Below are 20054 nucleotides of genomic sequence, written 5' to 3'. Positions count from 1 at the left end.
ATCGGGAGGCGATAGTCCGGGCGCGCACCATGGCGTCATGGCATTCCTCGTCCACGACGCGCGACACCTCGAGCGGCCCATGCGGCCGGTCGACGGATCGAAGCCCCCCGACGCGGGCCGTCGGCTGTGGCGCGTCGACGTGCTGCAGGCGCTCGCCGTGGCATCCGTCGCCGTCGCCATCGCGCTCTTCCTCGCCGACGGGGGCGCCACCCGGTTCGGCGACCCCGGCGCGGCGCTGACCTCGCTCGGCATCGTCGCGGGCCTCGCGGCGACCGACCTCGTGCTCGTCATGCTGCTGCTCGCGGCCCGCGTGCCGCTCATCGAGCGCGCGGTCGGGCACGACGCCGCGATGGCCCTCCACGGCACGCTCGGCAAGCCCGTGCTGTACCTGCTGATCGCGCACGGCGTGCTGCTGCTCGCCGGGTACGCGATCGCCGACGGCGTCGACCTGTGGGCGGAAGCGGTGGCGATCTGGTCGCTGCCCGACCTGCCGCTCGCGATCCTCGGCTTCGCCCTGTTCCTCGCGGTCGTCGTGAGCTCGCTCGCCGCCGTGCGCCGGAAGCTGCGGTACGAGGCCTGGCACCTCATCCACCTGCTCTCGTACGCCGCGGTGCTGGCGTCGCTGCCGCACCAGTTCAGCGTCGGCGGCCTGTTCGCCGAGGGCACCTGGCAGCGCGCCTACTGGATGGTCGTGACCGTCGCGACGCTCGCCGCCGTGGTCGCGTTCCGGCTCGTCGCGCCGATCGCGGCGACCCTCCGTCACCGGCTCGTGGTCGAGACCGTCGCGCAGGTGGGCGATCCGTCCGAGGGGGTCGTGTCGGTCACGATGCGGGGCCGCGCGCTCGACCGGCTCCACGCAACGGGCGGGCAGTTCTTCATCTGGCGCTTCCTCGCCCCGGGCCAGTGGTGGCAGGCGCACCCGTACTCGCTCTCGGCGGCCCCGCGCGGCGACCGGCTCCGCATCACGGTCCGGGCTCTCGGCGATGGGTCGACCGACCTGGCGCGGGTCCGGCCCGGCACGCGGGTGGCGCTCGAGGGCCCGTACGGCATCTTCAGCGAGGCCTCCCGCACCCGCCGCCGCCTGACGCTCGTCGCGGCGGGCATCGGGGTCACCCCGATCCGCTCGCTGCTCGAGTCGGCGACGTTCCGCCCCGGCGAGGCGACCGTGGTGCTGCGCACGCCCGCCGCGGCCGACGGCTGGCTCCTCGACGAGATCGGAGCGATCAGCCGGTCGCGCGGCGCGACGCTCATCACGGTCCCCGGCGGACGCGGGCGCGGCTGGCTGACGGATGCCGCGGAGCGCCAGGGACTCGACCTCACGTCCCTCGTCCCGGCCGTGGCCGACAGCGACCTCTACGTCTGCGGCCCGCGCGGGTGGGCCGAGGGCGTGATCGCGGAGGCCCGCGCCGCGGGCCTCGCTCCCGAGCAGATCCATCACGAGAGGTTCGACTGGTGAGACGACGTGCGATGATCCTGGCCTCGACGGCCTCCGCGGCCGCCATCCTCGGCGGCGTCCAACTGGGTGCGACCGCCACCGCCGACCTGTCCGCCACGACCGCGAGCAGCGGCACGACCGACGCATCGAGCGCTGCCGGCACCTCCGGGTCGAGCGGAACGGGCACCACCGGCTCGTCCGCGACCGACGGCTCCGCGACATCCGCCACCGAGGCCGCGTCGGCCGCCGCGAGCGCGGCCGATGGCACGTACACGGGCTCGACCGTCTCGACGCGGTGGGGCGACGTCCAGGTGCAGGTCACCATCTCGGGCGGGGCGATCGCCGACGTGACGGCGCTGCAGCTGACCGACCACGACGGCCGCTCGATCCAGATCAGCAATCGCGCGGAGCCGGTGCTGCGCAGCGAGGTGCTGCAGGCGCAGTCGGCCTTGGTCGCGATGGTGAGCGGTGCGACCTACACGAGCGCCGCCTACCTGCAGTCGCTGCAGGCCGCGCTCGATCAGGCGGGCTTCTGATGGTCCGGATGTCGCGGGGCGACGCGCGCGCGGGCGCCGACGCGTCGGCACTGCCGGCCGGCGCGTTCGCGGCCATGGGCACGGTCGTGAGCGTGCGGCCGGGCGCGTCGGGCGCGCACTCGGATGTCGCGGTCACGTCGGTCGCCGCGGTGTTCGCGAGATGGGAGGCGCGGTGCAGCCTGTTCGACCCCGACTCCGAGCTCAGCCGGGTGGGGCGCGGCGAGCTCGCGCTCATCGACGCGAGCGCCGACGTGCGCGACGCGTACGCGCTCGCGCTGCAGTGGCGCGACGCCACCGACGGCGAGTTCACTCCGCACCGCGGCGACGGGCTCATCGACCTGAACGGCGTGGTCAAGGCGCTCGCCGTCGAGGAGTCGGGGGAGGCCCTCGACCGCGCGGGCTTCGCCGGCTGGGCGATCGATGCGGGCGGCGACGTGCTCGTGGCCTCGGCGCCGTCGGGCGACGGGCGCGCGCGTTCCCGGCCGATCGGCATCGTCGATCCGGCCGACCGCGGCGCGCTGCTCGCGCGGATCGACCTCGACGGGACGCGACGGCGCGCGGTCGCGACATCCGGAAGCGCCGAACGCGGCGACCACATCTGGACGAGCCCCGCCGCATGGCCGAGCCCGTTCGTGCAGGTGAGCGTCGCCGCCGCCGACCTCGTGACCGCCGACGTGCTCGCGACCGCGATCGTCGCGGGCGGCAGACGAGCGCTCGACGACCTCGCCGACCGGCACGACATCGACGTGCTCGCGGTCACGCGCGAGGGCGATCTCCTGGCGACGCCGGGGTGGCCGCGAGCGACGGCGGGCGCGGCAGCCGGGCGATGAGTCCCATCGCGTCGTACGGCGCGCGCACCTTGATGTCGTTGTCGAAGTACAGGTACGCGTCGCGTCCGGCGTCGAGGTGCGCTTGGGCCCACGATGCCCAGCGGTCGAGCGAGTCGTCGTCGTAGCCCGAGGCGTAGAGCTCCTCCTCGCCGTGCAGGCGCGCGTACGCGAACTCCGCCGTCGTGCGGTCGATCCGCGGGTACTTCCCGGCGGTGTCGGCGGTGACGGATGCCGCGGCGTGCCGCTCGAGCAGCGCCGCCCACTCGTCCACGGCGTCCTCGAACGACGGATGGCGCACCTCGACCGCGTGCCGGATCGGTGCGTCCGCACCCACCGCGAAGGACGCCCGTCCATCCATCCGCTCGTCGTGCCGCGACGCGAGCGCCGCGGCATCCGTCCTCGACCGCGGCAGCCGCGCCAGGAACGCGTCGAGCAGCTCGGCGTCGAATGCGAGGGTCGGCGGCAGCTGCCACAGCACCGGGCCGAGCTTCGCGCCGAGGTCGAGCACGCCCGAGGCGAAGAAGTTCGCGAGCGGCGTGGCGATGTCGCCGAGCCGCTTGATGTGGGTCACGAAGCGCGGACCCTTGACGGCGAAGACGAACCCGTCGGGCGTGCCGTCGCGCCAGCGGTGCCAGTTCGCGGGCTTCTGCAGCGAGTAGAACGAGCCGTTGACCTCGATCGAGGTCATGCGCGCCGAGGCGTACGACAGCTCGTCGGCCTGGCGCAGGCCCGTCGGGTAGAACACGCCGCGCCAGGGGCGATAGAGCCAACCCGAGATGCCGACGCGTGCCTCGGCCACGACGCGACCCGCTAGACCGCCCCGCCGAGGAGGGAGCCGATCGCCCAGGTGACCGCGAGCGCGAGCGCGCCGCCGACCACGACGCGGGTGACCGCCCGTGCCCGCGGGGCGCCGCCGATCCATGCCGAGAGCCAGCCCGTGATCGCGAGCGCGACGATCACCGCCACGAACGTCGTGGCGACCCGCCACTCGGGCGGCGGCAGCAGGATCGCGAGCATCGGAAGGACCGCGCCGACGAGGAACGCCGCCGCAGACGCCCAAGCCGCGTGCCACGGGTTGACGACGTCCTCCTGCGAGATGTGCAGCTCGGCCTCGAGGTGCGCGGCGAGCGCGTCGTGCGCGGTGAGTTCCTCGGCGACGCGCTCGGCGGTCTCGGGCGAGAGGCCCTTGTTGCGGTAGATCTCGGCGAGCTCGTCGAGCTCCTGCTTCGGCATGTTGTCGAGCTCCCAGCGCTCCTTGGCGATGAGCGCGTGCTCGGTGTCGCGCTGGCTCGACACCGACACGTACTCGCCGAGGCCCATCGAGATCGCGCCGGCCGCCACCGACGCGACGCCCGCCACCAGGATGGCGCCGACATCGGTCGTCGCGGCGGCGACGCCGACCACCAGGGCGGCGACCGACACGATGCCGTCGTTCGCGCCGAGCACGCCGGCTCGGAGCCAGTTGAGCTTCTCGTGCACCTTGCCGTCGTGCGGGTCGGTGCGGTGGGCCGGTTCGGCCGTGGCATCCGTCATGCGGGCAGTCTCGCACCCGCGGCGGCGAGCCCGCCAGCATGGCGAGGCTTGCCTGAGCGGGCCGAGGCGCCGGTCGCGCGCGACGCACGGTTCGGGGGCGCCCCGGCGGAGGGGTACCATGGTCGCGGCTCGACTTATCTCGATATCGAGGTATCTTGACGTCGAGACTCTCACAGCCGGGCCTCTCACACCCACCCATCCCTGCGCGCGACCCGCGCGGAACGATTGGAAGCAGAGCGTGGATCTTTACGAGTACCAGGCCAGAGACCTCTTCGAGAAGTACGGAGTGCCGGTGCTCCCGGGCATCGTCGCCGACACGCCCGAAGAGGTGCGCGCCGCCGCTGAGAAGCTCGGCGGCGTCGTGGTCGTCAAGGCCCAGGTCAAGACGGGAGGCCGCGGCAAGGCCGGCGGCGTCAAGGTCGCCAAGACCCCCGACGAGGCCGAGGCGGCGGCTCGCGACATCCTGGGCCTCGACATCAAGGGCCACGTCGTCAAGCGCGTCATGGTGGCCGGCGGCGCCCGCATCGCGCAGGAGTTCTACTTCTCGGTGCTCCTCGACCGCGCCAACCGCTCCTACCTCTCGCTGACGAGCGTAGAGGGCGGCATGGAGATCGAGCAGCTCGCCGTCGAGAAGCCCGAGGCGCTCGCCCGCATCGAGGTCGACCCGGGCACCGGCATCACCCCCGACACGGCCCGCGAGATCGCGCAGGCCGCGAACTTCCCGGCCGAGCTCGTCGACAAGGTGGCCGACGTGTTCGTGAAGCTCTACGACGTCTACACGTCGGAGGACGCGACGCTCGTCGAGGTGAACCCGCTGATCCTGTCGGAGGATGGCGAGATCATCGCGCTCGACGGCAAGGTCTCGCTCGACGAGAACGCCGAGTTCCGCCACGCCGGCCACGCGCTGCTGGAGGACAAGGACGCGGCCGACCCGCTCGAGGCGAAGGCCAAGGAGCTCGACCTCAACTACGTCAAGCTCGACGGCGAGGTCGGCATCATCGGCAACGGCGCGGGCCTGGTCATGTCGACCCTCGACGTCGTCGCCTACGCCGGCGAGAACCACGGCGGCGTGAAGCCCGCGAACTTCCTCGACATCGGCGGCGGCGCCTCTGCCGAGGTCATGGCGAACGGCCTCTCGATCATCCTCGGCGACCCGCAGGTCAAGTCGGTGTTCGTGAACGTCTTCGGCGGGATCACCGCGTGCGACCAGGTCGCGAAGGGCATCGTCGGCGCGCTCGCCGAGCTCGGCCACACTGCGAACAAGCCGCTCGTCGTGCGGCTCGACGGCAACAACGTGGCCGAGGGCCGCGCCATCCTCGAGGAAGCCGCGCACCCGCTCGTGACCCTCGCCGAGAACATGGACCAGGGCGCCGACAAGGCCGCCGAGCTGGCGAACGCCGCGTAGTTAGGACTCGAGAGCAATGACCATCTTTCTGAACAAGGACTCCAAGGTCATCGTCCAGGGCATCACGGGCGGCGAGGGCTCCAAGCACACCGCGCGCATGCTCGCGGCGGGTACCCAGGTCGTGGGCGGCGTGAACGCCCGCAAGGCCGGCACCACCGTGCTGCACAAGACCAAGGACGGCGGCGACGTCGAGTTGCCGGTCTTCGCGAGCGTGCAGGAGGCCATCGAGGCCACCGGCGCCGACGTGTCGATCGCGTTCGTGCCCCCGGCCTTCACGAAGGACGCCGTGATCGAGGCCATCGACGCCGAGATCCCGCTGCTCGTCATCATCACCGAGGGCGTGCCCGTGCAGGACTCCGCGGAGTTCTGGGCGTACGCCAAGGAACAGGGCGAGAAGACCCGGATCATCGGGCCGAACTGCCCGGGCATCATCAGCCCCGGCGAGTCGCTCGTCGGCATCACCCCGGCGAACATCACCGGCAAGGGCCCGATCGGCCTCGTCTCGAAGTCGGGCACGCTCACGTACCAGATGATGTACGAGCTGCGCGACCTCGGGTTCTCGACCGCGATCGGCATCGGCGGCGACCCGATCATCGGCACGACGCACATCGACGCGCTCGCCGCGTTCGAGGCCGACCCCGAGACCAAGGCGATCGTGATGATCGGTGAGATCGGCGGCGACGCGGAAGAGCGCGCGGCCGACTTCATCAAGGCCAACGTGACCAAGCCGGTCGTCGGCTATGTCGCGGGCTTCACGGCGCCCGAGGGCAAGACCATGGGCCACGCGGGCGCCATCGTGTCGGGTTCGGCCGGCACCGCGCAGGCGAAGAAGGAGGCCCTCGAGGCCGCCGGCGTCAAGGTCGGCAAGACGCCGTCCGAGACGGCGCGCCTGCTGCGTGAGGTCGTCGCGGGTCTCGGCGCGTAATCGTCCGGATGCCTCGGCCGGCGCGGACGCGACCGGTCAGCGGCACCAGAGGAGCCCCGTCGGCGATGCCGGCGGGGCTCCTCGTGTCAGGTGTGAGCTGCCTTCTCAGCTCACGGGTCGATCACGATGGTGCACACCACGGTCCGAGGCTCGAGGTCCTCGATGGTGATGCTCGGGTCGTCCATCTCGTCTGCCAGGCTCACTGTGTCGGAGCCGTCGACGTTGCACTCGATGCTCGAGAACGTGCCGCCGTCGACCTGCGAGTTCACGGAGACCGTGACGTCGGTCAGTGGCGTGTTGAGGAAGTTCACCGTGACCGGGTCTTCCTCATCGGCGCAGTCAGGGCCGACCACGACGCTGACGTCCTGCTCGCTGTCTGCGCTCACGTAGCCCTCGGGCACCGTCTCCGTCACGGTGTAGTCACCGACGAGGGAGGAGATGACGAGCCCGTCGAAGCAGAGCTCACCGTTGGCGTCCGTCGAGCCGGTCAGCCCGGCCGCTTCGAGGTTGCCGCCCGTGACCGTGAATCCGACGCCCGCGTGCGGGTGGTCGCCTGCGCCGTCAGCCGCGTGCTTCCGTTCCTTCACGATGAGCAGCGAACCGGTCTGCGGCACGTTGGTGTACGTGCAGTCGAGCGTCTGACCTGCTGCGAGGTCGAACGTCACCGTGCCGGCGCTGACGTCGGTCACGATGTCTCCGGTCTCGTACCCGGTGCTGGCGGAGCAGTCGATGCTGTCGAGTGCCCAGCCGGAGGGGATGGTGCTTTCGTCGACCACGTAGCCGGTGCCGAAGGGCACACCGTCCCAGGTCTCGGAGTCGTCATCGGTCAGGTCGAACGTGAGGACCGGCGGGTCGGCGTCATCCTCATCCTCGAAGGTGCGGTCGAAGCCGAACAGCGTCGTGTTCGGATCCTCGTCCGGGACCGTCTCCTTGCGGATGATCACGGTGCCGCAGTTGCTGATCGGCGGCGTGGTCTCCAGGATCGTGTCCTTGTAGTCCGCGGTGTCGGAGTTGCCGGTCACCGTGCTCGGGATGGTGTTCGCGAACGAGAGGCACGCGTTCTCCCCGCCGAAGATGGTCGCCGTCAGGTTGACCGCAGCTTCACCGAAGAAGCCGTCGTCACTGTACGCGGCCTGCGACACTGCGTCATCGAGTGGCGTGGGCGCGCTCAGGACCAGGTTGGGCGCGGTGCCGCTCCAGGTCCGCAGGTACAGGTCGAGACTGCCGCCCTGCTGGTCCCAGAGGATCATGAAGTCGCCGGCCTGGCGGTTCGCCCACGGGTTGCAGGTGGGGATCAGGTCCAGGTCGGAGCCGTCGTAGTCGCAACCGTCCGGTGCCGGTTCCTGCATGAACTCGTATGCGATGAAGCCGCTGCCGGTGTTCTTGTCGCGCTCCCACGCGAAGTACAGCCAGAAGTCGTCGGTGGTGGCGTCTTGCGCGACGTCGAGCCAGGCTCGGCGCAGGTCGACCTGGGCGTTCGGGTTGGTCTCACCGAGGGTGGGCAGGGCGTCGTTGTGGATGACTCCGATCTTCGTGGTGTTCGAGTTGAGCGGTCCGACTTCCTTCACGTTGCCGAACAGGTCGTCGATCTGGGTGGTGCCGGCATCCGGCACGTCGCCCTCGATCGACCACGGGCCGTCATCGGCGACCGCTGGTCCCGCGACCATGACCATCGCGATGGCGAAACAGCCCGCCGCCGCTGCAGCGAGCCCCCGTCGCGTCCGTGTGGGTTTCCCGGACGCTCGGGTTCGGGTTGTCAGGGGCATCATCGCCTCCCGGATTCGCAGTTTCGTCCGGTCCGGGCGGGCCGGACGTTCCGCTGCGGGCGGTGGGCGGGATCGGGTTCCCGTCGTCGGCGCGTCCGGGCACGGGGGTAAGGACGTCCCGGGCGTGCATCGCGCCGTAGTGGGTCTCACGCCGGTCCGAACGTTACTCCCGTCTTCGGGGCGCCGAAACTACTACTGAGGAATACTCATGTACCCAGATCGGGGGGCAAGGGGCAGAACCCGTCTCGCGCGGGGAAGGTCCCGCCGCTTCCGGCGGGACCTCCCCTGTCAGGTGGACCGGTCGATCAGACCGATCGGATGGTCAGCTCCTCTCGATCACGGATCGATCACGATCGTGCAGACGACCGTTCGAGGCTCGAGGTCCTCGATGGTGATGATCGGGTCGTCCAAGGCGTCCGCAAGGCTCACCGTGTCGGATCCGTCGACGTTGCACTCGATGCTCGAGAACGTGCCGCCATCGACCTGCGAGTTGACGCTCACGGTGATGTCGGTCAGCGGTGTGTTCACGAACTCCTTGATCGCGCCCGCGTTGGCGGAGTCGCAGTCGGCCGCCTCGGTGACGTTCGCCGTCTGCGTGCCCACGTCGGCGTAGCCGTCGGGCACGACCTCGGTGATCGTGTACAGCCCTGCCAGGCCGGTCACGAGCAGGCCCGTGTAGCAGGCCACACCGTTCGCATCGGTCGTCACGGTGACGCCCTCGGCGGGCAGCTCGCCGCCCGTGATCACGAAGTCGACTTCCGCGTGCGGGTGGTTCTCACCCAGGCCGTCGGCCGCGTGCTTGCGGAGCTTCGTGATCTCGATCGCACCGACCTCGCGCTCGTCGTGGAACGTGCACGTCACCGTCTCGCCCGGGCTGAGCCCGATCGCGGCCGGATCCGAGCCGTCGTCACACGTCGCGCTGACGAGGTTCCAGTAGTCCGGAACCGTCTCGGCCACGTCGTAGGTGCCGGGGTCGAGGTTCGAGAAGGTCTCGGAATCCTTGCCCCCCGCGCCCGCGGCGGTCGTCGTCAGCGTGAACGATGCCGGCGAGAGGGTATTCGACGTGAAGTCGAACGACCCGGTGCCGCTGTCGGTGATCTTCTCGACGACGATCGAGCCGGCTGCCCGGTTCGTGTAGGTGCAGTCGAGCAGATCCTCGCTGTCGTCGATGTCGAAGGTCACGACTGCGCCGTTGATCTGCGGGCTCACGCCGGAGCTGGCGTCGCAATTGACGCCGACCAGCTCCCAGCCAGTGGGCAGGGCGCCCTCCGTCACCGTGAGGCCGGTGCCGAACAACACGTTGTCATACGACTTGCTCTCGGTGTCCTTCAGCGAGAAGGTGTACGCCTCCGCGACCAGGGTCGTCAGCGTGGTCGAGTAGTCGAACGACGTGTCGGTGCCGTCCGGGCTCGGCTGGGTCACCTTGCGGATGATCACCTGCCCGCCCGTCTGGTTGCCGTACGTGCAGTCGAGGATGTCGTCGGCATCGTCGATGTCGAACGTGACCGTCCCCGTCACGAGGTCGATGTCGGGATCGACATTCGTGCTCGCATCGCAGTTGATGTCCTCGAGCGCCCAGCCGGTCGGCAGCGTGTCCTCGGTGATGGTGTATCCGGTACCGAGCAGCACGTCCTCGTACGTCGCGTTCTCGCCGTCCTTCAGCGAGGGCGCCGGGTCATCCTCACCGGTGAGCCGGTCGAGCACGGTCGAGAACCCGAACGAGGACTCGCTCGGGTCGGGGCTCGGATCGGTCGCCTTGCGGATGATGACGGTGCCACCGGTCTCGTTGGTGTACGTGCAGTCGACCGATTGGCCTGCGGCGAGGTCGAAGGTCACCGTGCCGGCGCCGACATCGGTCACGATGTCGCCGGGGTCGTACCCGGTGCTCGCGGAGCAGTCGATGCTGTCGAGTGCCCAGCCGGCCGGAACGGTGCTCTCGTCGACCACGTAACCGGTGCCGAACGGCACGCCGTCCCAGGTCTCGGAGTCGTCATCGGTCAGGTCGAACGTGAGGACCGGCGGAGTAGCGTCGTCCTCATCCGTGAAGGTGCGGTCGAAGCCGAACAGCGTCGTGTTCGGATCCTCCTCCGGGTCGGTCTCCTTGCGGATGGTGACGGTGCCGCAGTTGCTGATCGGCGGTGTCGTCTCCAGGATCGTGTCCTTGTAGTCCGCGGTGTCGGAGTTGCCGGTCACCGTGCTCGGGATGGTGTTCGCGAACGAGAGGCACGCGTTGGCCCCGCCGAAGATGGTCGCCGTGAGGTCGACCGCGGCTTCGCCCTTGAACCCGTCCGAACTGTACTCGGCCTGCGAGACCGCGGAGTTCAGCAGCGTCGGCGCACCCAGCACCAGGTTCGGCGCGGTGCCGCTCCAGGTCCGCAGGTACAGGTCCCTGCTGCCGCCCTGCTGGTCCCAGAGGATCATGAAGTCGCCGGCCTGGCGGTTGGCCCACGGGTTGCAGACGGGAATCAGGTCCAGGTCGGGGCCGTCGTAGTCGCAGGCCGCCGGCGCTTCGCTCTGCATGAACTCGTATGCGATGAAGCCGCTGCCGGTGTTCTTGTCGCGCTCCCACGCGAAGTACAGCCAGAAGTGGTCGGTCGAGGTGTCCTGCTCGACGCCCAGCCAGGCTGCGCGCAGGTCGACCTGGGCGTTCGGGTTGGTCTCGCCGAGGGTGGGCAGGGCGTCGTTGTGGATGACTCCGATCTTCGTGGTGTTCGAGTTGAGCGGTCCGACTTCCTTGACGTTGCCGAACAGGTCGTCGATCTTGGTGATGCCCGCGTTGGTGTCGGGCACGGTGCCGTCGATGGTGAACGGGCCGTCCGCCGCGACGGCGGGCCCCGCGACCATGACCATCGCTACGGTGAGACAGCCCGCTGCGACCGCAGCGAGCCCCCGTCGCGTCCGTGTGGGTTTCCCGGACGCTCGGGTTCGGGTTGTCAGGGGCATCTTCGCCTCCCGGTTCGCAGTTTCGTCCGGTCCGGGCGGGCCGGACGGTCCTCTGCGGGCGGTGGGCGGACTCGGGTGTCCGTCGACGGCGCGTCCGGGACGGGGGTAAGGACGTCGCCGGGCGTGCATCGCGCCGTAGTGGGTCTCACGCCGTTCCGCACCTTACTCCCACGCTCGGTCCCCCGAAAGAAGGACCGAGGATCACTCACTACCCCAGATCGGGGCACGTTCCCGGCGGGCGTGGCAGCATGGTGCCATGACCGAGGCGAGACATCCGGAGCACATCGGAACGCCTGAGCCCTCGCCACCCGAGCAGCGCGGCGCGAGCCACATCCTGCGCTCCAGCTTCGTGACCGAGGAGTCGGTCTACGGCGTCATCCTGGTCTCGGGCATGATCGTGGTGGCGGGCGGGCACGGGGACAGCTCGTGGACCACCTTCTGGACCGTGACGACCACCGTGCTCGTGTTCTGGGCTGCGCACCTCTACGCCGGAACGGTCGCCGCGCACGGGATGGACGACCACCGGATGGTCGGCCTGGGGGAGGCGTTCCGTCGAGCCTTCCGCCGATCGCTCGGGATGCTCGTCGCCGCGCTGATCCCGTCGTTCATCCTCCTGCTGGGCGCCACGCGCGCCGTGCCCGATCAGATCGCGCTCTGGACCGCGCTCTGGGTCTGCGTGGGGGTGCTCGCCGTGCTCGGCTTCATCGCCTTCCGCCGGCGCGGCGCGAGCCTCCTGATGCAGGTGCTCGGCGCGCTCGGCACCGCCGGCTTCGGCTTCGCGATGATCCTCCTCAAGGCGTTCGTGCACTGATCCCCTCGGTCCCGCGGGACCATCGTCCCCCGAGCGCGCGCGGTCGTCGTTATCGTCGGCAGCGAGGCGTCCGACGACGGGGGAGTCCGCCATGACCGATCCGACCAGCACCGAATCCGACCTGCGCGCCCGCATCGCCGCACTCGAGGCCGAGAACGAGAGCCTCAGGGCGACGGCCACGGCGGACGTCTCGGGCGTCCGCCCCGCGCCATCCGCTGCGGAGCCTCGGGTGAAGCGCCATCGCGGCCGCACCGTCGCAGCCGTCGCGCTCGTGCTCGTCGGGCTGCTGCTGGCCCCGGTCGCCGTCATCAGTGCCTGGGCGCGGCTCCAGCTCGTCGACACCGACCGGTTCGTCGCGACGTTCGCGCCGCTGGCCGAGGATCCCGACGTCCAGGCCTTCATCTCCGACCAGGTGAGCGCGGCCATCGAGGAGCAGGTCGACATCCCGCAACTCACCTCCGACGTATTCGACGGCATCCTCGCGCTCGACCTGCCGCCGCGCGCCGAGCAGGCGCTGGGCCTGCTCGAGGCGCCCGCGACCGAGGGCCTCACCCGACTCGTCGAGACGACCATCGATCGCGTGATCTCCTCGGACGCGTTCGAGCAGATCTGGGCCACCGCACTCCGTGCGACCCACACGCAGTTCGTCGCCGCGTTGCAGGGCGATCCCGACGCGGCGGTCCAGATCGGCGGCGAGGGCACGCTGTCGATCCAGCTCGGGCCCATCATCGAGGAGGTCAAGGAGCGCCTGCTCGACCGCGGCATCGACTTCGCCTCGAACATCCCGGTGATCGAGCGCAGCGTGGTGGTGGCCCAGGCCGACGCGCTCGTTCTCGTGCAGACCGTGTACACGCTCGCGGTGGCGGTCGGCACCTGGCTGCCCCTGCTGGTCCTGGTGCTGCTCGCCGCCGGGGTACTGGTCGCGAAGCGCCGAAGCCGCGCCCTGGTCTGGACTGCGGGCGGATTCGCGCTGGTCATGCTGCTGACGCTCGCGGGATTCGGAACGGGCCGGCTGTTCTTCATCGGCACCGTGAGCCCGTCGATCATGCCTTCCGGGGCGGCGGAGTCCCTCTACGACGGGCTCGTGGAACTGATGGTCTCGACGGTGGCCGCGCTCACGGTCCTCGCCGTCGCGATCGCCGTCATCGCCTGGCTGTCGGGCCCGTGGGCGCCGGCGCGGGCCGTCCGCGACTTCTCGGACGCGAGCTTCGGCGCCATCCGGCGCAGCACGGAATCGCACGGCATCACGACCGGGCGGTTCGGCAGCTGGCTTCACCGGTACCGGATGGCGGTGTACGCCGCCATCGCGGTCGTCGCCGCGCTCGTGCTGCTCTTCTCCAGGCCGATCGAGATGTCGGCCGTGATCTGGACCGTCGTGCTTGCGATCGTCGCGGTGCTGCTGGTCGAGCTGCTGCGGCGGCCCGAGGAGGCGGTCGCCGTCGATGAGGGAGTGGTGGTCGTCGACGAGGCGACCGGCGCGACCCCGGCAGAGGTCGACGAGGCGCTGCATCGCGTCGACTCCGCACGTCCTGCCGGCTGACCTCCACGCAGAGCGTAAGGTCGAGTGCGATGCAACGCACGACGATCGCCCTGCTGGCTGCGCTCGAGGCCACCGTGTGCGCGCTCGTCGGCTACGGCATCGCGCTGGTGCCGCTCATGGTGCTCTGGGCCACGCACTTCGGCCTCGCGGCGCCGATCGACGCGTTCTTCCGGGCGGCCGCCGACGTGTGGCTGCTCGGCCACGGCGTCGACCTGGTCATCACGCTCGACGAGCTCACCGCCGCCGGCCTCGGCGTCGCCGGCGGCGAGGCGCCGTTCGCGATCACGATCGCGCTGCTCGGCTTCGCGCTGCTCACGTTCGCGTTCGGCGTCCGGATCGGCAGGCGCGCCTCCGCGAGCGGCACCCCGATCGTCGGCGCGGTCTCGGCGGTGCTCGTCACCGGCCTGCTCGGCGCCGCACTCGCCGTGGTGGCCGCCTCGGAACCCGCCCAGCCGGTCGTCTGGCAGGGGGCGGCGCAGCCGGCGACCGTGATGGCCGCCGGCGTGCTCGTGGGCATCGCGATCGCGTTCACGCGCGGCGGCTGGGCGACGGATGCCACGACCAGCGCCCTGCGGCGACGCGTCGATGCCGTTCCGCGCGTGGCGCGCGCAGGCATCCGCTCGGCCGTGCGCATCGGCGTCGGATCGGCCTTCGGCGTCCTCGCGGTCGCCGCCGTGCTCGTGACACTGCGCATCGTCATCGAGTACCCGACGCTCGTCGGCCTCCACCAGGCGCTCGCCGCCGGCGTCGACGGCGGCATCGCGATCACGCTCGCCGAGCTCGCCCTCCTGCCGAACCTCGTCGTCTGGGCGGCCGCGTGGCTGCTCGGACCCGGCTTCGCGCTCGGCGCGGGCACCACGGTATCGCCCAGCGTCACGCTCCTCGGGCCGCTGCCCGGACTGCCGTTGCTGGGGGCGCTGCCCGCCGAGGGCGCTCCGCTCGGCGTGCTCTGGCTCGCGCTGCCGGTGCTGCTCGGCTTCGGCGGCGCCGTGCTGGTCGCGAGGTCGGTGCCCGAGCGGCGCGACGAGCGCTGGTGGGCGACGCTCGCCGTCGGCCTCGGGGCGGGCGCGATCGCCGGCATCGTGCTCGGCGTGTTCGCCGCGATCTCCTCCGGGGCGGTCGGACCCGGGCGCCTGGCCGAGGTCGGCCCCGATGCGCTCCTCGTCGCGGCCTCCGCGTCGGCGAGCGTCGGCGTCGGCGCCGTCGCCGGGGCGTTCGCGGCGCGATCGCGCGCCCGTCACGTAGCCGAGCCGGAGCCCGGGCGCGACCGCGAGACTGCGCGCGACGGCGAGGCGTGGGCCGCTGGTCCGTCGCCATCGACGAACGCGCCCGCCGCCGCCCCGCCCGCCTCCTCACGAGCCTCGGCCGAGACGGAACCGCTCGACGGCCTGGTGCGCGGCAGCCGGGCGCCCTGACGCGCGGCGTCTGCTCGTGTGAGCGGCCGACCCCGTGTCATCCGCTCGGCCGCGCGCCCGGTACCCTCGTAGGGTGCTGAAGCTCGTCGTGCTGATCTCGGGCACGGGATCGAATCTCCGCGCACTCCTCGAGGCGTCGGAGGACGCCGAGTTCCCCGCCCGGGTCGTCGCGATCGGCGCCGACCGCGACGCGGACGGGCTCGTGCTCGGCGAGGAGTTCGGGATCCCCGCGTTCACCGTGCCGTTCACCGCCTACGACTCCCGCAAGGAGTGGGGCGACGCGCTCATCGAGCAGGTGCGTCGATGGGAGCCCGACCTCGTCATCCTCTCCGGCCTCATGCGGCTCGTGCCGCCCGCCGTGGTCGACGCGTTCAGCCCGCACCTGATCAACACGCATCCCGCGTACCTGCCCGAGTTCCCGGGCGCCCACGGTGTGCGCGACGCCCTCGCCGCCGGCGTCACCGAGACGGGCGCGAGCCTCATCGTCGTCGACAACTCCGTCGACGGGGGGCCGATCCTCGCCCAGGAGCGCGTGCCCGTGCTGCCCGGCGACACCGAGACCACCCTCCACGACCGCATCAAGCCCGTCGAGCGGCGCCTGCTCATCCAGGCCGTGCTCGACATCGCGAACTCGCACCTCGACCTGAAGGAGCTTCGATCATGAGCGGCCCCGGCATCGATCCGAACCTCTACCGCGACCGCGACGTCGTGCCCGTCCGCCGCGCGCTCATCGCCGTGAGCGACAAGACCGGCCTCGTCGAGCTCGCCACGGCACTCGTCGACGCGGGCGTCGAGATCGTCTCGACCGGCGGCACCTCGAAGGCGATCGCCGATGCGGGCCTGCCGGTCACGCAGGTGGCCGACGTCACGGGCTACCCCGAGCACCTCGACGGTCGCGTCCGCACCCTCCACCCGGGCGTGCACTCGGGCCTGCTCGCCGACCTGCGGCTCGAGCACCACGAGCGCGAGCTCTCCGGGCTGGCGATCAAGCCGTTCGAACTCGTCGTCGTGAACCTCTACCCCTTCGTCGCGACGGTCGCCTCGGGCGCCGAGCCCGACGCCGTGGTCGAGCAGATCGACATCGGCGGCCCCGCGATGGTGCGCGCGTCGGCGAAGAACCACGCCAACGTCGCCGTCGTCGTCTCGCCCGACCGCTACGACGAGCTCGTCTCGGCCGTGCGCGCGGGCGGCACCACGCTCGCGCAGCGCCGCGACCTGGCCCGCGAGGCGTTCCGGCATACGGCGACGTACGACATCGCGGTCGCTTCGTGGATCGGCAGCGTCGTCGCACCCGACCAGGCGGTCGAGGAGTCGCCGTTCCCGGCCTGGGTCGGCGCCGCCTGGACCAAGGACGCCGACCTCCGCTACGGCGAGAACGCGCACCAGAAGGCCGCGCGCTACTCCGCCGTCGGCGGTCGTCCCGGCATCGCGCAGGCCGAGCAGCTGCACGGCAAGGAGATGTCGTACAACAACTACGTCGACGCGGATGCCGCGGTGCGGGCCGCGTACGACTTCGACGCGCCGGCCGTGGCGATCATCAAGCACGCCAATCCGTGCGGCATCGCCGTCGCGGCATCCGGCGCCGCCGACCCGATCGCCGATGCCCACCGTCGCGCGCACGAGTGCGACCCCGTGTCGGCGTTCGGCGGCGTGATCGCCGCGAACCGCACGGTCACGCGCGAGATGGCCGAGACCGTCTCGGGCATCTTCACCGAGGTGCTCGTCGCGCCCGGCTTCGAGCCCGAGGCCGTCGAGGTGCTCACGCAGAAGAAGAACATCCGCCTGCTGCGCCTGCCCGAGGGGTTCACCCCGCCGGTCACCGAGATCCGGCAGGTCTCCGGCGGGCTGCTCCTGCAGCAGGCCGACCGGTCGTTCGCGCCCGCCTCGGAGTGGACGCTCGCCGCAGGCGAGCCCGCCGACGCGGCGACGCTCGCCGACCTCGAGTTCGCGTGGCGCGCGTGCCGCGCCGTGAAGTCGAACGCGATCCTGCTGGCGACGGATGGCGCGTCGGTCGGCGTCGGCATGGGGCAGGTCAACCGCGTCGACTCGTGCAAGCTCGCGGTCGAGCGGGCAGGGGAGCGCGCGGCCGGGTCGGTCGCGGCATCCGACGCCTTCTTCCCCTTCGCCGACGGCCTGCAGATCCTGCTCGACGCGGGCGTGAAGGCCGTCGTGCAGCCCGGCGGGTCGGTGCGCGACGAGGAGGTCGTCGCCGCGGCGAAGGCCGCCGGCGTGACCATGTACTTCACGGGCGAGCGGCACTTCTTCCACTAGGCCGCGAGCGTGCCCGCCGCGGCATCAGCATCGCAGTACCCTTGAGGTGAGGGCGCCCACGAAGCGCCTGCACTGCCGCGCCCACAAGGCGATGAACAAGGAGAACGATCGATGACGATCATGGACGCCCCCGTCCCTGCCCCTGCCCACGAAGTCCACGCCGCACTGCCCGTCGACGCCCCCGACCACGAACGCGTGCTCATCACGCGCGGTCCGCGCTCCGGGCTCACGATCATCGTCGCGGTGCACAGCACCGCACTCGGCCAGGCCCTCGGCGGCGCCCGCGTCTGGCAGTACGAGCACTGGACCGACGCGCTCGCCGACGCCCTGCGCCTCTCGCAGGCCATGACGCTCAAGAACGCCGCCGCCGGCCTCGCCCGCGGCGGCGGCAAGTCCGTCGTCTGCATCCCGGCGGGCGAGACCCTCGACGATGCGCGCCGCCACGACGCCATGCTCGACCTCGGCGACGCCGTCGAGTCGCTCGGCGGCGCCTACATGACCGCCGAGGACGTGGGCACCAGCGCCGAGCTCATGGCCCTCGTGCACGAGCGCACCGAGCACGTCTGCGGCCTGCCCGCCGACCAGGGCGGCGTCGGCGAGCCGGCCGATGCCACGGCCGCGGGCGTGCACGCGGGCATCCTCGCGACGCTCGAGCACGTGTTCGGGTCGCGCGACGTCGCCGGCCGTCACTTCGTCGTCGCGGGCCTCGGCCAGGTCGGCGGCCGCCTCGCCCGGGCCCTCGCCGCGGGCGGCGCCCGCCTCACTTTGACCGATGTCGCGGCGTCCAAGCGCGCGCTCGCCGACGAGCTCGGCGCCACCTGGGTCGACCCGGCCGACGCGCACCGCGTCGAGGCCGACGTGTTCGTGCCGTGCGGGCTGGGCGGCGTGCTGACGCCCGAGGTCGTCGACGAGCTGCGGGTGCGCGCCGTCGTCGGCGCGGCCAACAACCAGCTCGCCGACCGCGACGTGGCCCGGATGCTGCGGCAGCGCGGCATCGTCTGGGCACCCGATTTCGTGGTGAACGCCGGCGGCGTCGTCTACCTCGACCTCGCATCCGCGCCCGGCATCGGGCAGGACGAGCTCGACCACCGGATCGCCGGCATCGGCGACGTCGTCGGCGCGGTGCTGCGCGATGCCGACATCGCCGGCATCACGACGCTCGAGGCCGCCGAGCGGCTCGCGCGCACGCGCCTGGACGCCGCGCGCTGACGTCGCGGTCGGACGGTGCCGGGGCGGGTCCGGCGCCGTCCGACCGGGCACGGCCGGGCCGATAGGCTCGTGCCCATGACGCCCCCTGCGACACGTCCTCCCGCCATGCCCGACCGGACCCACGCACAGGCGTCGGTGGCTCGTCGCTCGTTCGCGGCGATCGCGTCGGCGGCCGTGGTCGCGACGGTCGCGTTCGCCTCGGGCGTGCTGGCGACGTTCATCGGGCAGGGGCAGAACACGGCGATCCTCGGCCAGGCGATGCCGTACTTCGCGCTGGCGGCGGTCGTGCTGTGGGCCCTGCTGTGCGTGGGCAACGCCGCCGGTGCGCTGCGCGCCTGGTTCCTGGCGCTACCGGTCGGCCTGACCTCCGCGGTGCTCGCGACGATGCTCGCCGCGAGCGTGAACGTGCTCACGTCGGGCGTCGCGGTCACGGCCGAGGTCTTCTCGCTCCTGATCGGCACCCTCGTCGGCATCAACCTCGTGTTCATCATCGCGGCGGTCCTCGCCGAGGTGTTCCTCGCGCCGCGCGTCGCGCGCGGGGTGCTGCGTCACCGCCCGAAGTCGGTCACACGGCATGTCGCACTCGTGCGCATCCCCGCATCGAACCTCGACGAGGGCGAGCTGACCCACATCGAACGGCGTCCGGTCGACCAGGCCCGGGCCGACGAGCAGTGGGACGACTACTGCGCCGCGCTCGTCGCCGAGGGGTGGGACACCGTCGAGGTCGACGCGGCCCCCGACCTGCCCGACTCGGTCTTCATCGAGGACACCGTGGTGTTCTTCGAGGACCTCGCCGTGCTCGCCAACCCCGGCGCCGACTCGCGCAAGCCCGAGATCGACGCGGTCGAGCGGGCGGTCCGCGCGATGCCCGGGGTCTCGGTCGCGCAGATCGCCGCGCCGGGCACCCTCGACGGCGGCGACGTGCTCAAGGTCGGCGACGTCGTCTACGTCGGCGCGTCGACGCGCACCAACTCCGAGGGCATCCGCCAGCTCCGCGCCATCCTGGTGCCCCGCGGCTACACCGTCGTCGCGGTGCCGGTCACGAAGACCCTGCACCTGAAGAGCGTCGTGACGGCGCTGCCCGACGGCACGGTCATCGGCGATCCCGCCCTCATCGAGCACACGACGCTGTTCCCGCGGTTCCTGCCGGTGCCCGAGCCCGAGGGCGTCGCGGTCGTCGTGCTCTCCGACGAGACGCTGCTCATGTCGGCCTCGGCGCCGCGCACGGCGGCGCTGCTGTCGGGCCTCGGCTACCGGGTCGTGACGGTCGACATCAGCGAGTTCGAGAAGCTCGAGGGCTGCGTGACCTGCCTGTCGGTTCGGGTGCGCTGAGGGGCCACCACGAGCGGATGGCGCTGCGAGCACGGGTCGCGTCGGGAAAATCGAGTCTTGCGCGCCGCGGCGGTGACCCCATACTCTGAAGGGCTGGCCACTC

16 protein-coding genes are annotated in these 20054 nt (G+C 71.5%); 12 read left to right on the top strand and 4 right to left on the bottom strand.

Annotation, left to right across the window (positions count from 1 at the left end):
• The first annotated feature begins 37 nt into the window (after window positions 1-37).
• The 3 genes from AC3RKB_RS00860 to AC3RKB_RS00850 are packed head-to-tail and all read left to right on the top strand — an operon-like array spanning window position 38 to window position 2801.
• Window positions 38-1456, top strand: a complete 1419-nt coding sequence (locus tag AC3RKB_RS00860; RefSeq protein WP_491434095.1) for a ferredoxin reductase family protein — start codon at window positions 38-40, stop codon at window positions 1454-1456.
• Window positions 1453-1971 (top strand): FMN-binding protein, encoded by a 519-nt coding sequence (locus AC3RKB_RS00855; protein WP_491434094.1) that lies wholly within the window; start codon window positions 1453-1455, stop codon window positions 1969-1971. Before AC3RKB_RS00860 ends, AC3RKB_RS00855 begins: the two co-directional genes overlap by 4 nt.
• An 8-nt stretch (window positions 1972-1979) precedes the next feature.
• Window positions 1980-2801, top strand: coding sequence for an FAD:protein FMN transferase (locus tag AC3RKB_RS00850; protein WP_491434093.1), 822 nt, complete (start codon window positions 1980-1982; stop codon window positions 2799-2801).
• Here AC3RKB_RS00850 and AC3RKB_RS00845 read toward each other — a convergent pair.
• Window positions 2728-3600 carry a DUF72 domain-containing protein gene (locus AC3RKB_RS00845; RefSeq protein ID WP_491434092.1) on the bottom strand — a complete coding sequence of 291 codons (873 nt, stop codon included), beginning with the start codon at window positions 3598-3600 and terminating at the stop codon, window positions 2728-2730. The genes AC3RKB_RS00850 and AC3RKB_RS00845 overlap by 74 nt on opposite strands.
• An 11-nt stretch (window positions 3601-3611) precedes the next feature.
• On the bottom strand, window positions 3612-4334 hold the full coding sequence (locus tag AC3RKB_RS00840) for a VIT1/CCC1 transporter family protein (RefSeq protein ID WP_491434091.1): 723 nt from the start codon (window positions 4332-4334) through the stop codon (window positions 3612-3614).
• Window positions 4335-4572: 238 nt separating this feature from the next.
• Here AC3RKB_RS00840 and sucC point away from each other — a divergent pair, with 238 nt between their 5' ends.
• Entirely contained in the window at window positions 4573-5739 is a 1167-nt protein-coding gene (sucC, locus tag AC3RKB_RS00835) for an ADP-forming succinate--CoA ligase subunit beta (RefSeq protein WP_491434090.1), read from the top strand.
• Between the two features lie 16 nt (window positions 5740-5755).
• Window positions 5756-6664: a succinate--CoA ligase subunit alpha gene (gene sucD, locus AC3RKB_RS00830; protein ID WP_491434089.1), complete on the top strand. Its 909-nt coding sequence runs from the start codon at window positions 5756-5758 to the stop codon at window positions 6662-6664.
• A 110-nt stretch (window positions 6665-6774) separates the two neighbouring features.
• Here the strand turns inward: sucD and AC3RKB_RS00825 are convergent, their stop codons facing one another.
• Both AC3RKB_RS00825 and AC3RKB_RS00820 read right to left on the bottom strand, forming a co-directional pair.
• Window positions 6775-8331: a prealbumin-like fold domain-containing protein gene (locus tag AC3RKB_RS00825; protein WP_491434088.1), complete on the bottom strand. Its 1557-nt coding sequence runs from the start codon at window positions 8329-8331 to the stop codon at window positions 6775-6777.
• Window positions 8332-8766: 435 nt separating this feature from the next.
• Window positions 8767-11274: a prealbumin-like fold domain-containing protein gene (locus tag AC3RKB_RS00820; RefSeq protein ID WP_491434087.1), complete on the bottom strand. Its 2508-nt coding sequence runs from the start codon at window positions 11272-11274 to the stop codon at window positions 8767-8769.
• A 355-nt stretch (window positions 11275-11629) separates the two neighbouring features.
• On the opposite strand from AC3RKB_RS00820, the gene AC3RKB_RS00815 reads away from it, so the two are divergent.
• The 7 genes from AC3RKB_RS00815 (at window position 11630) to ddaH (ending at window position 19951) form a co-directional block, all read left to right on the top strand.
• Window positions 11630-12184: a hypothetical protein gene (locus tag AC3RKB_RS00815; RefSeq protein WP_491434086.1), complete on the top strand. Its 555-nt coding sequence runs from the start codon at window positions 11630-11632 to the stop codon at window positions 12182-12184.
• Window positions 12185-12275: 91 nt separating this feature from the next.
• Window positions 12276-13724 (top strand): hypothetical protein, encoded by a 1449-nt coding sequence (locus AC3RKB_RS00810; protein WP_491434085.1) that lies wholly within the window; start codon window positions 12276-12278, stop codon window positions 13722-13724.
• 29 nt (window positions 13725-13753) lie between these two features.
• Window positions 13754-15139, top strand: coding sequence for a cell division protein PerM (locus AC3RKB_RS00805; RefSeq protein ID WP_491434084.1), 1386 nt, complete (start codon window positions 13754-13756; stop codon window positions 15137-15139).
• Between the two features lie 73 nt (window positions 15140-15212).
• Window positions 15213-15803, top strand: coding sequence for a phosphoribosylglycinamide formyltransferase (purN, locus tag AC3RKB_RS00800; protein WP_491434083.1), 591 nt, complete (start codon window positions 15213-15215; stop codon window positions 15801-15803).
• A complete protein-coding gene (gene purH, locus AC3RKB_RS00795) occupies window positions 15800-17410 on the top strand; it encodes a bifunctional phosphoribosylaminoimidazolecarboxamide formyltransferase/IMP cyclohydrolase (RefSeq protein ID WP_491434082.1) in 1611 nt (536 codons plus the stop codon). The genes purN and purH overlap by 4 nt, the downstream gene beginning before the upstream one ends.
• 111 nt (window positions 17411-17521) lie before the next feature.
• A complete protein-coding gene (locus tag AC3RKB_RS00790; protein WP_491434081.1) occupies window positions 17522-18619 on the top strand; it encodes a Glu/Leu/Phe/Val dehydrogenase dimerization domain-containing protein in 1098 nt (365 codons plus the stop codon).
• Between the two features lie 75 nt (window positions 18620-18694).
• On the top strand, window positions 18695-19951 hold the full coding sequence (gene ddaH / locus AC3RKB_RS00785) for a dimethylargininase (RefSeq protein ID WP_491434080.1): 1257 nt from the start codon (window positions 18695-18697) through the stop codon (window positions 19949-19951).
• The last annotated feature ends 103 nt before the right edge of the window (window positions 19952-20054 follow it).

This window comes from Agromyces capsici, assembly GCF_058349965.1.
The sequence above is the reverse complement of the archived record's forward strand: the minus strand, read 5'-3'. Positions and strand labels throughout refer to the sequence as shown.

What these genes read in the sequence shown, in the direction of transcription:
- AC3RKB_RS00860 (WP_491434095.1), top strand. Translation starts at nt 38, where the DNA reads ATGGCATTCCTCGTCCACGACGCGCGACACCTCGAGCGGCCCATGCGG.
- AC3RKB_RS00850 (WP_491434093.1), top strand. Translation starts at nt 1,980, where the DNA reads ATGTCGCGGGGCGACGCGCGCGCGGGCGCCGACGCGTCGGCACTGCCG.
- AC3RKB_RS00840 (WP_491434091.1), bottom strand. Translation starts at nt 4,334, where the DNA reads ATGACGGATGCCACGGCCGAACCGGCCCACCGCACCGACCCGCACGAC.
- sucD (WP_491434089.1), top strand. Translation starts at nt 5,756, where the DNA reads ATGACCATCTTTCTGAACAAGGACTCCAAGGTCATCGTCCAGGGCATC.
- AC3RKB_RS00825 (WP_491434088.1), bottom strand. Translation starts at nt 8,331, where the DNA reads ATGGTCGCGGGACCAGCGGTCGCCGATGACGGCCCGTGGTCGATCGAG.
- AC3RKB_RS00820 (WP_491434087.1), bottom strand. Translation starts at nt 11,274, where the DNA reads ATGGTCGCGGGGCCCGCCGTCGCGGCGGACGGCCCGTTCACCATCGAC.
- AC3RKB_RS00815 (WP_491434086.1), top strand. Translation starts at nt 11,630, where the DNA reads ATGACCGAGGCGAGACATCCGGAGCACATCGGAACGCCTGAGCCCTCG.
- AC3RKB_RS00810 (WP_491434085.1), top strand. Translation starts at nt 12,276, where the DNA reads ATGACCGATCCGACCAGCACCGAATCCGACCTGCGCGCCCGCATCGCC.
- AC3RKB_RS00805 (WP_491434084.1), top strand. Translation starts at nt 13,754, where the DNA reads ATGCAACGCACGACGATCGCCCTGCTGGCTGCGCTCGAGGCCACCGTG.
- purH (WP_491434082.1), top strand. Translation starts at nt 15,800, where the DNA reads ATGAGCGGCCCCGGCATCGATCCGAACCTCTACCGCGACCGCGACGTC.
- AC3RKB_RS00790 (WP_491434081.1), top strand. Translation starts at nt 17,522, where the DNA reads ATGACGATCATGGACGCCCCCGTCCCTGCCCCTGCCCACGAAGTCCAC.
- ddaH (WP_491434080.1), top strand. Translation starts at nt 18,695, where the DNA reads ATGACGCCCCCTGCGACACGTCCTCCCGCCATGCCCGACCGGACCCAC.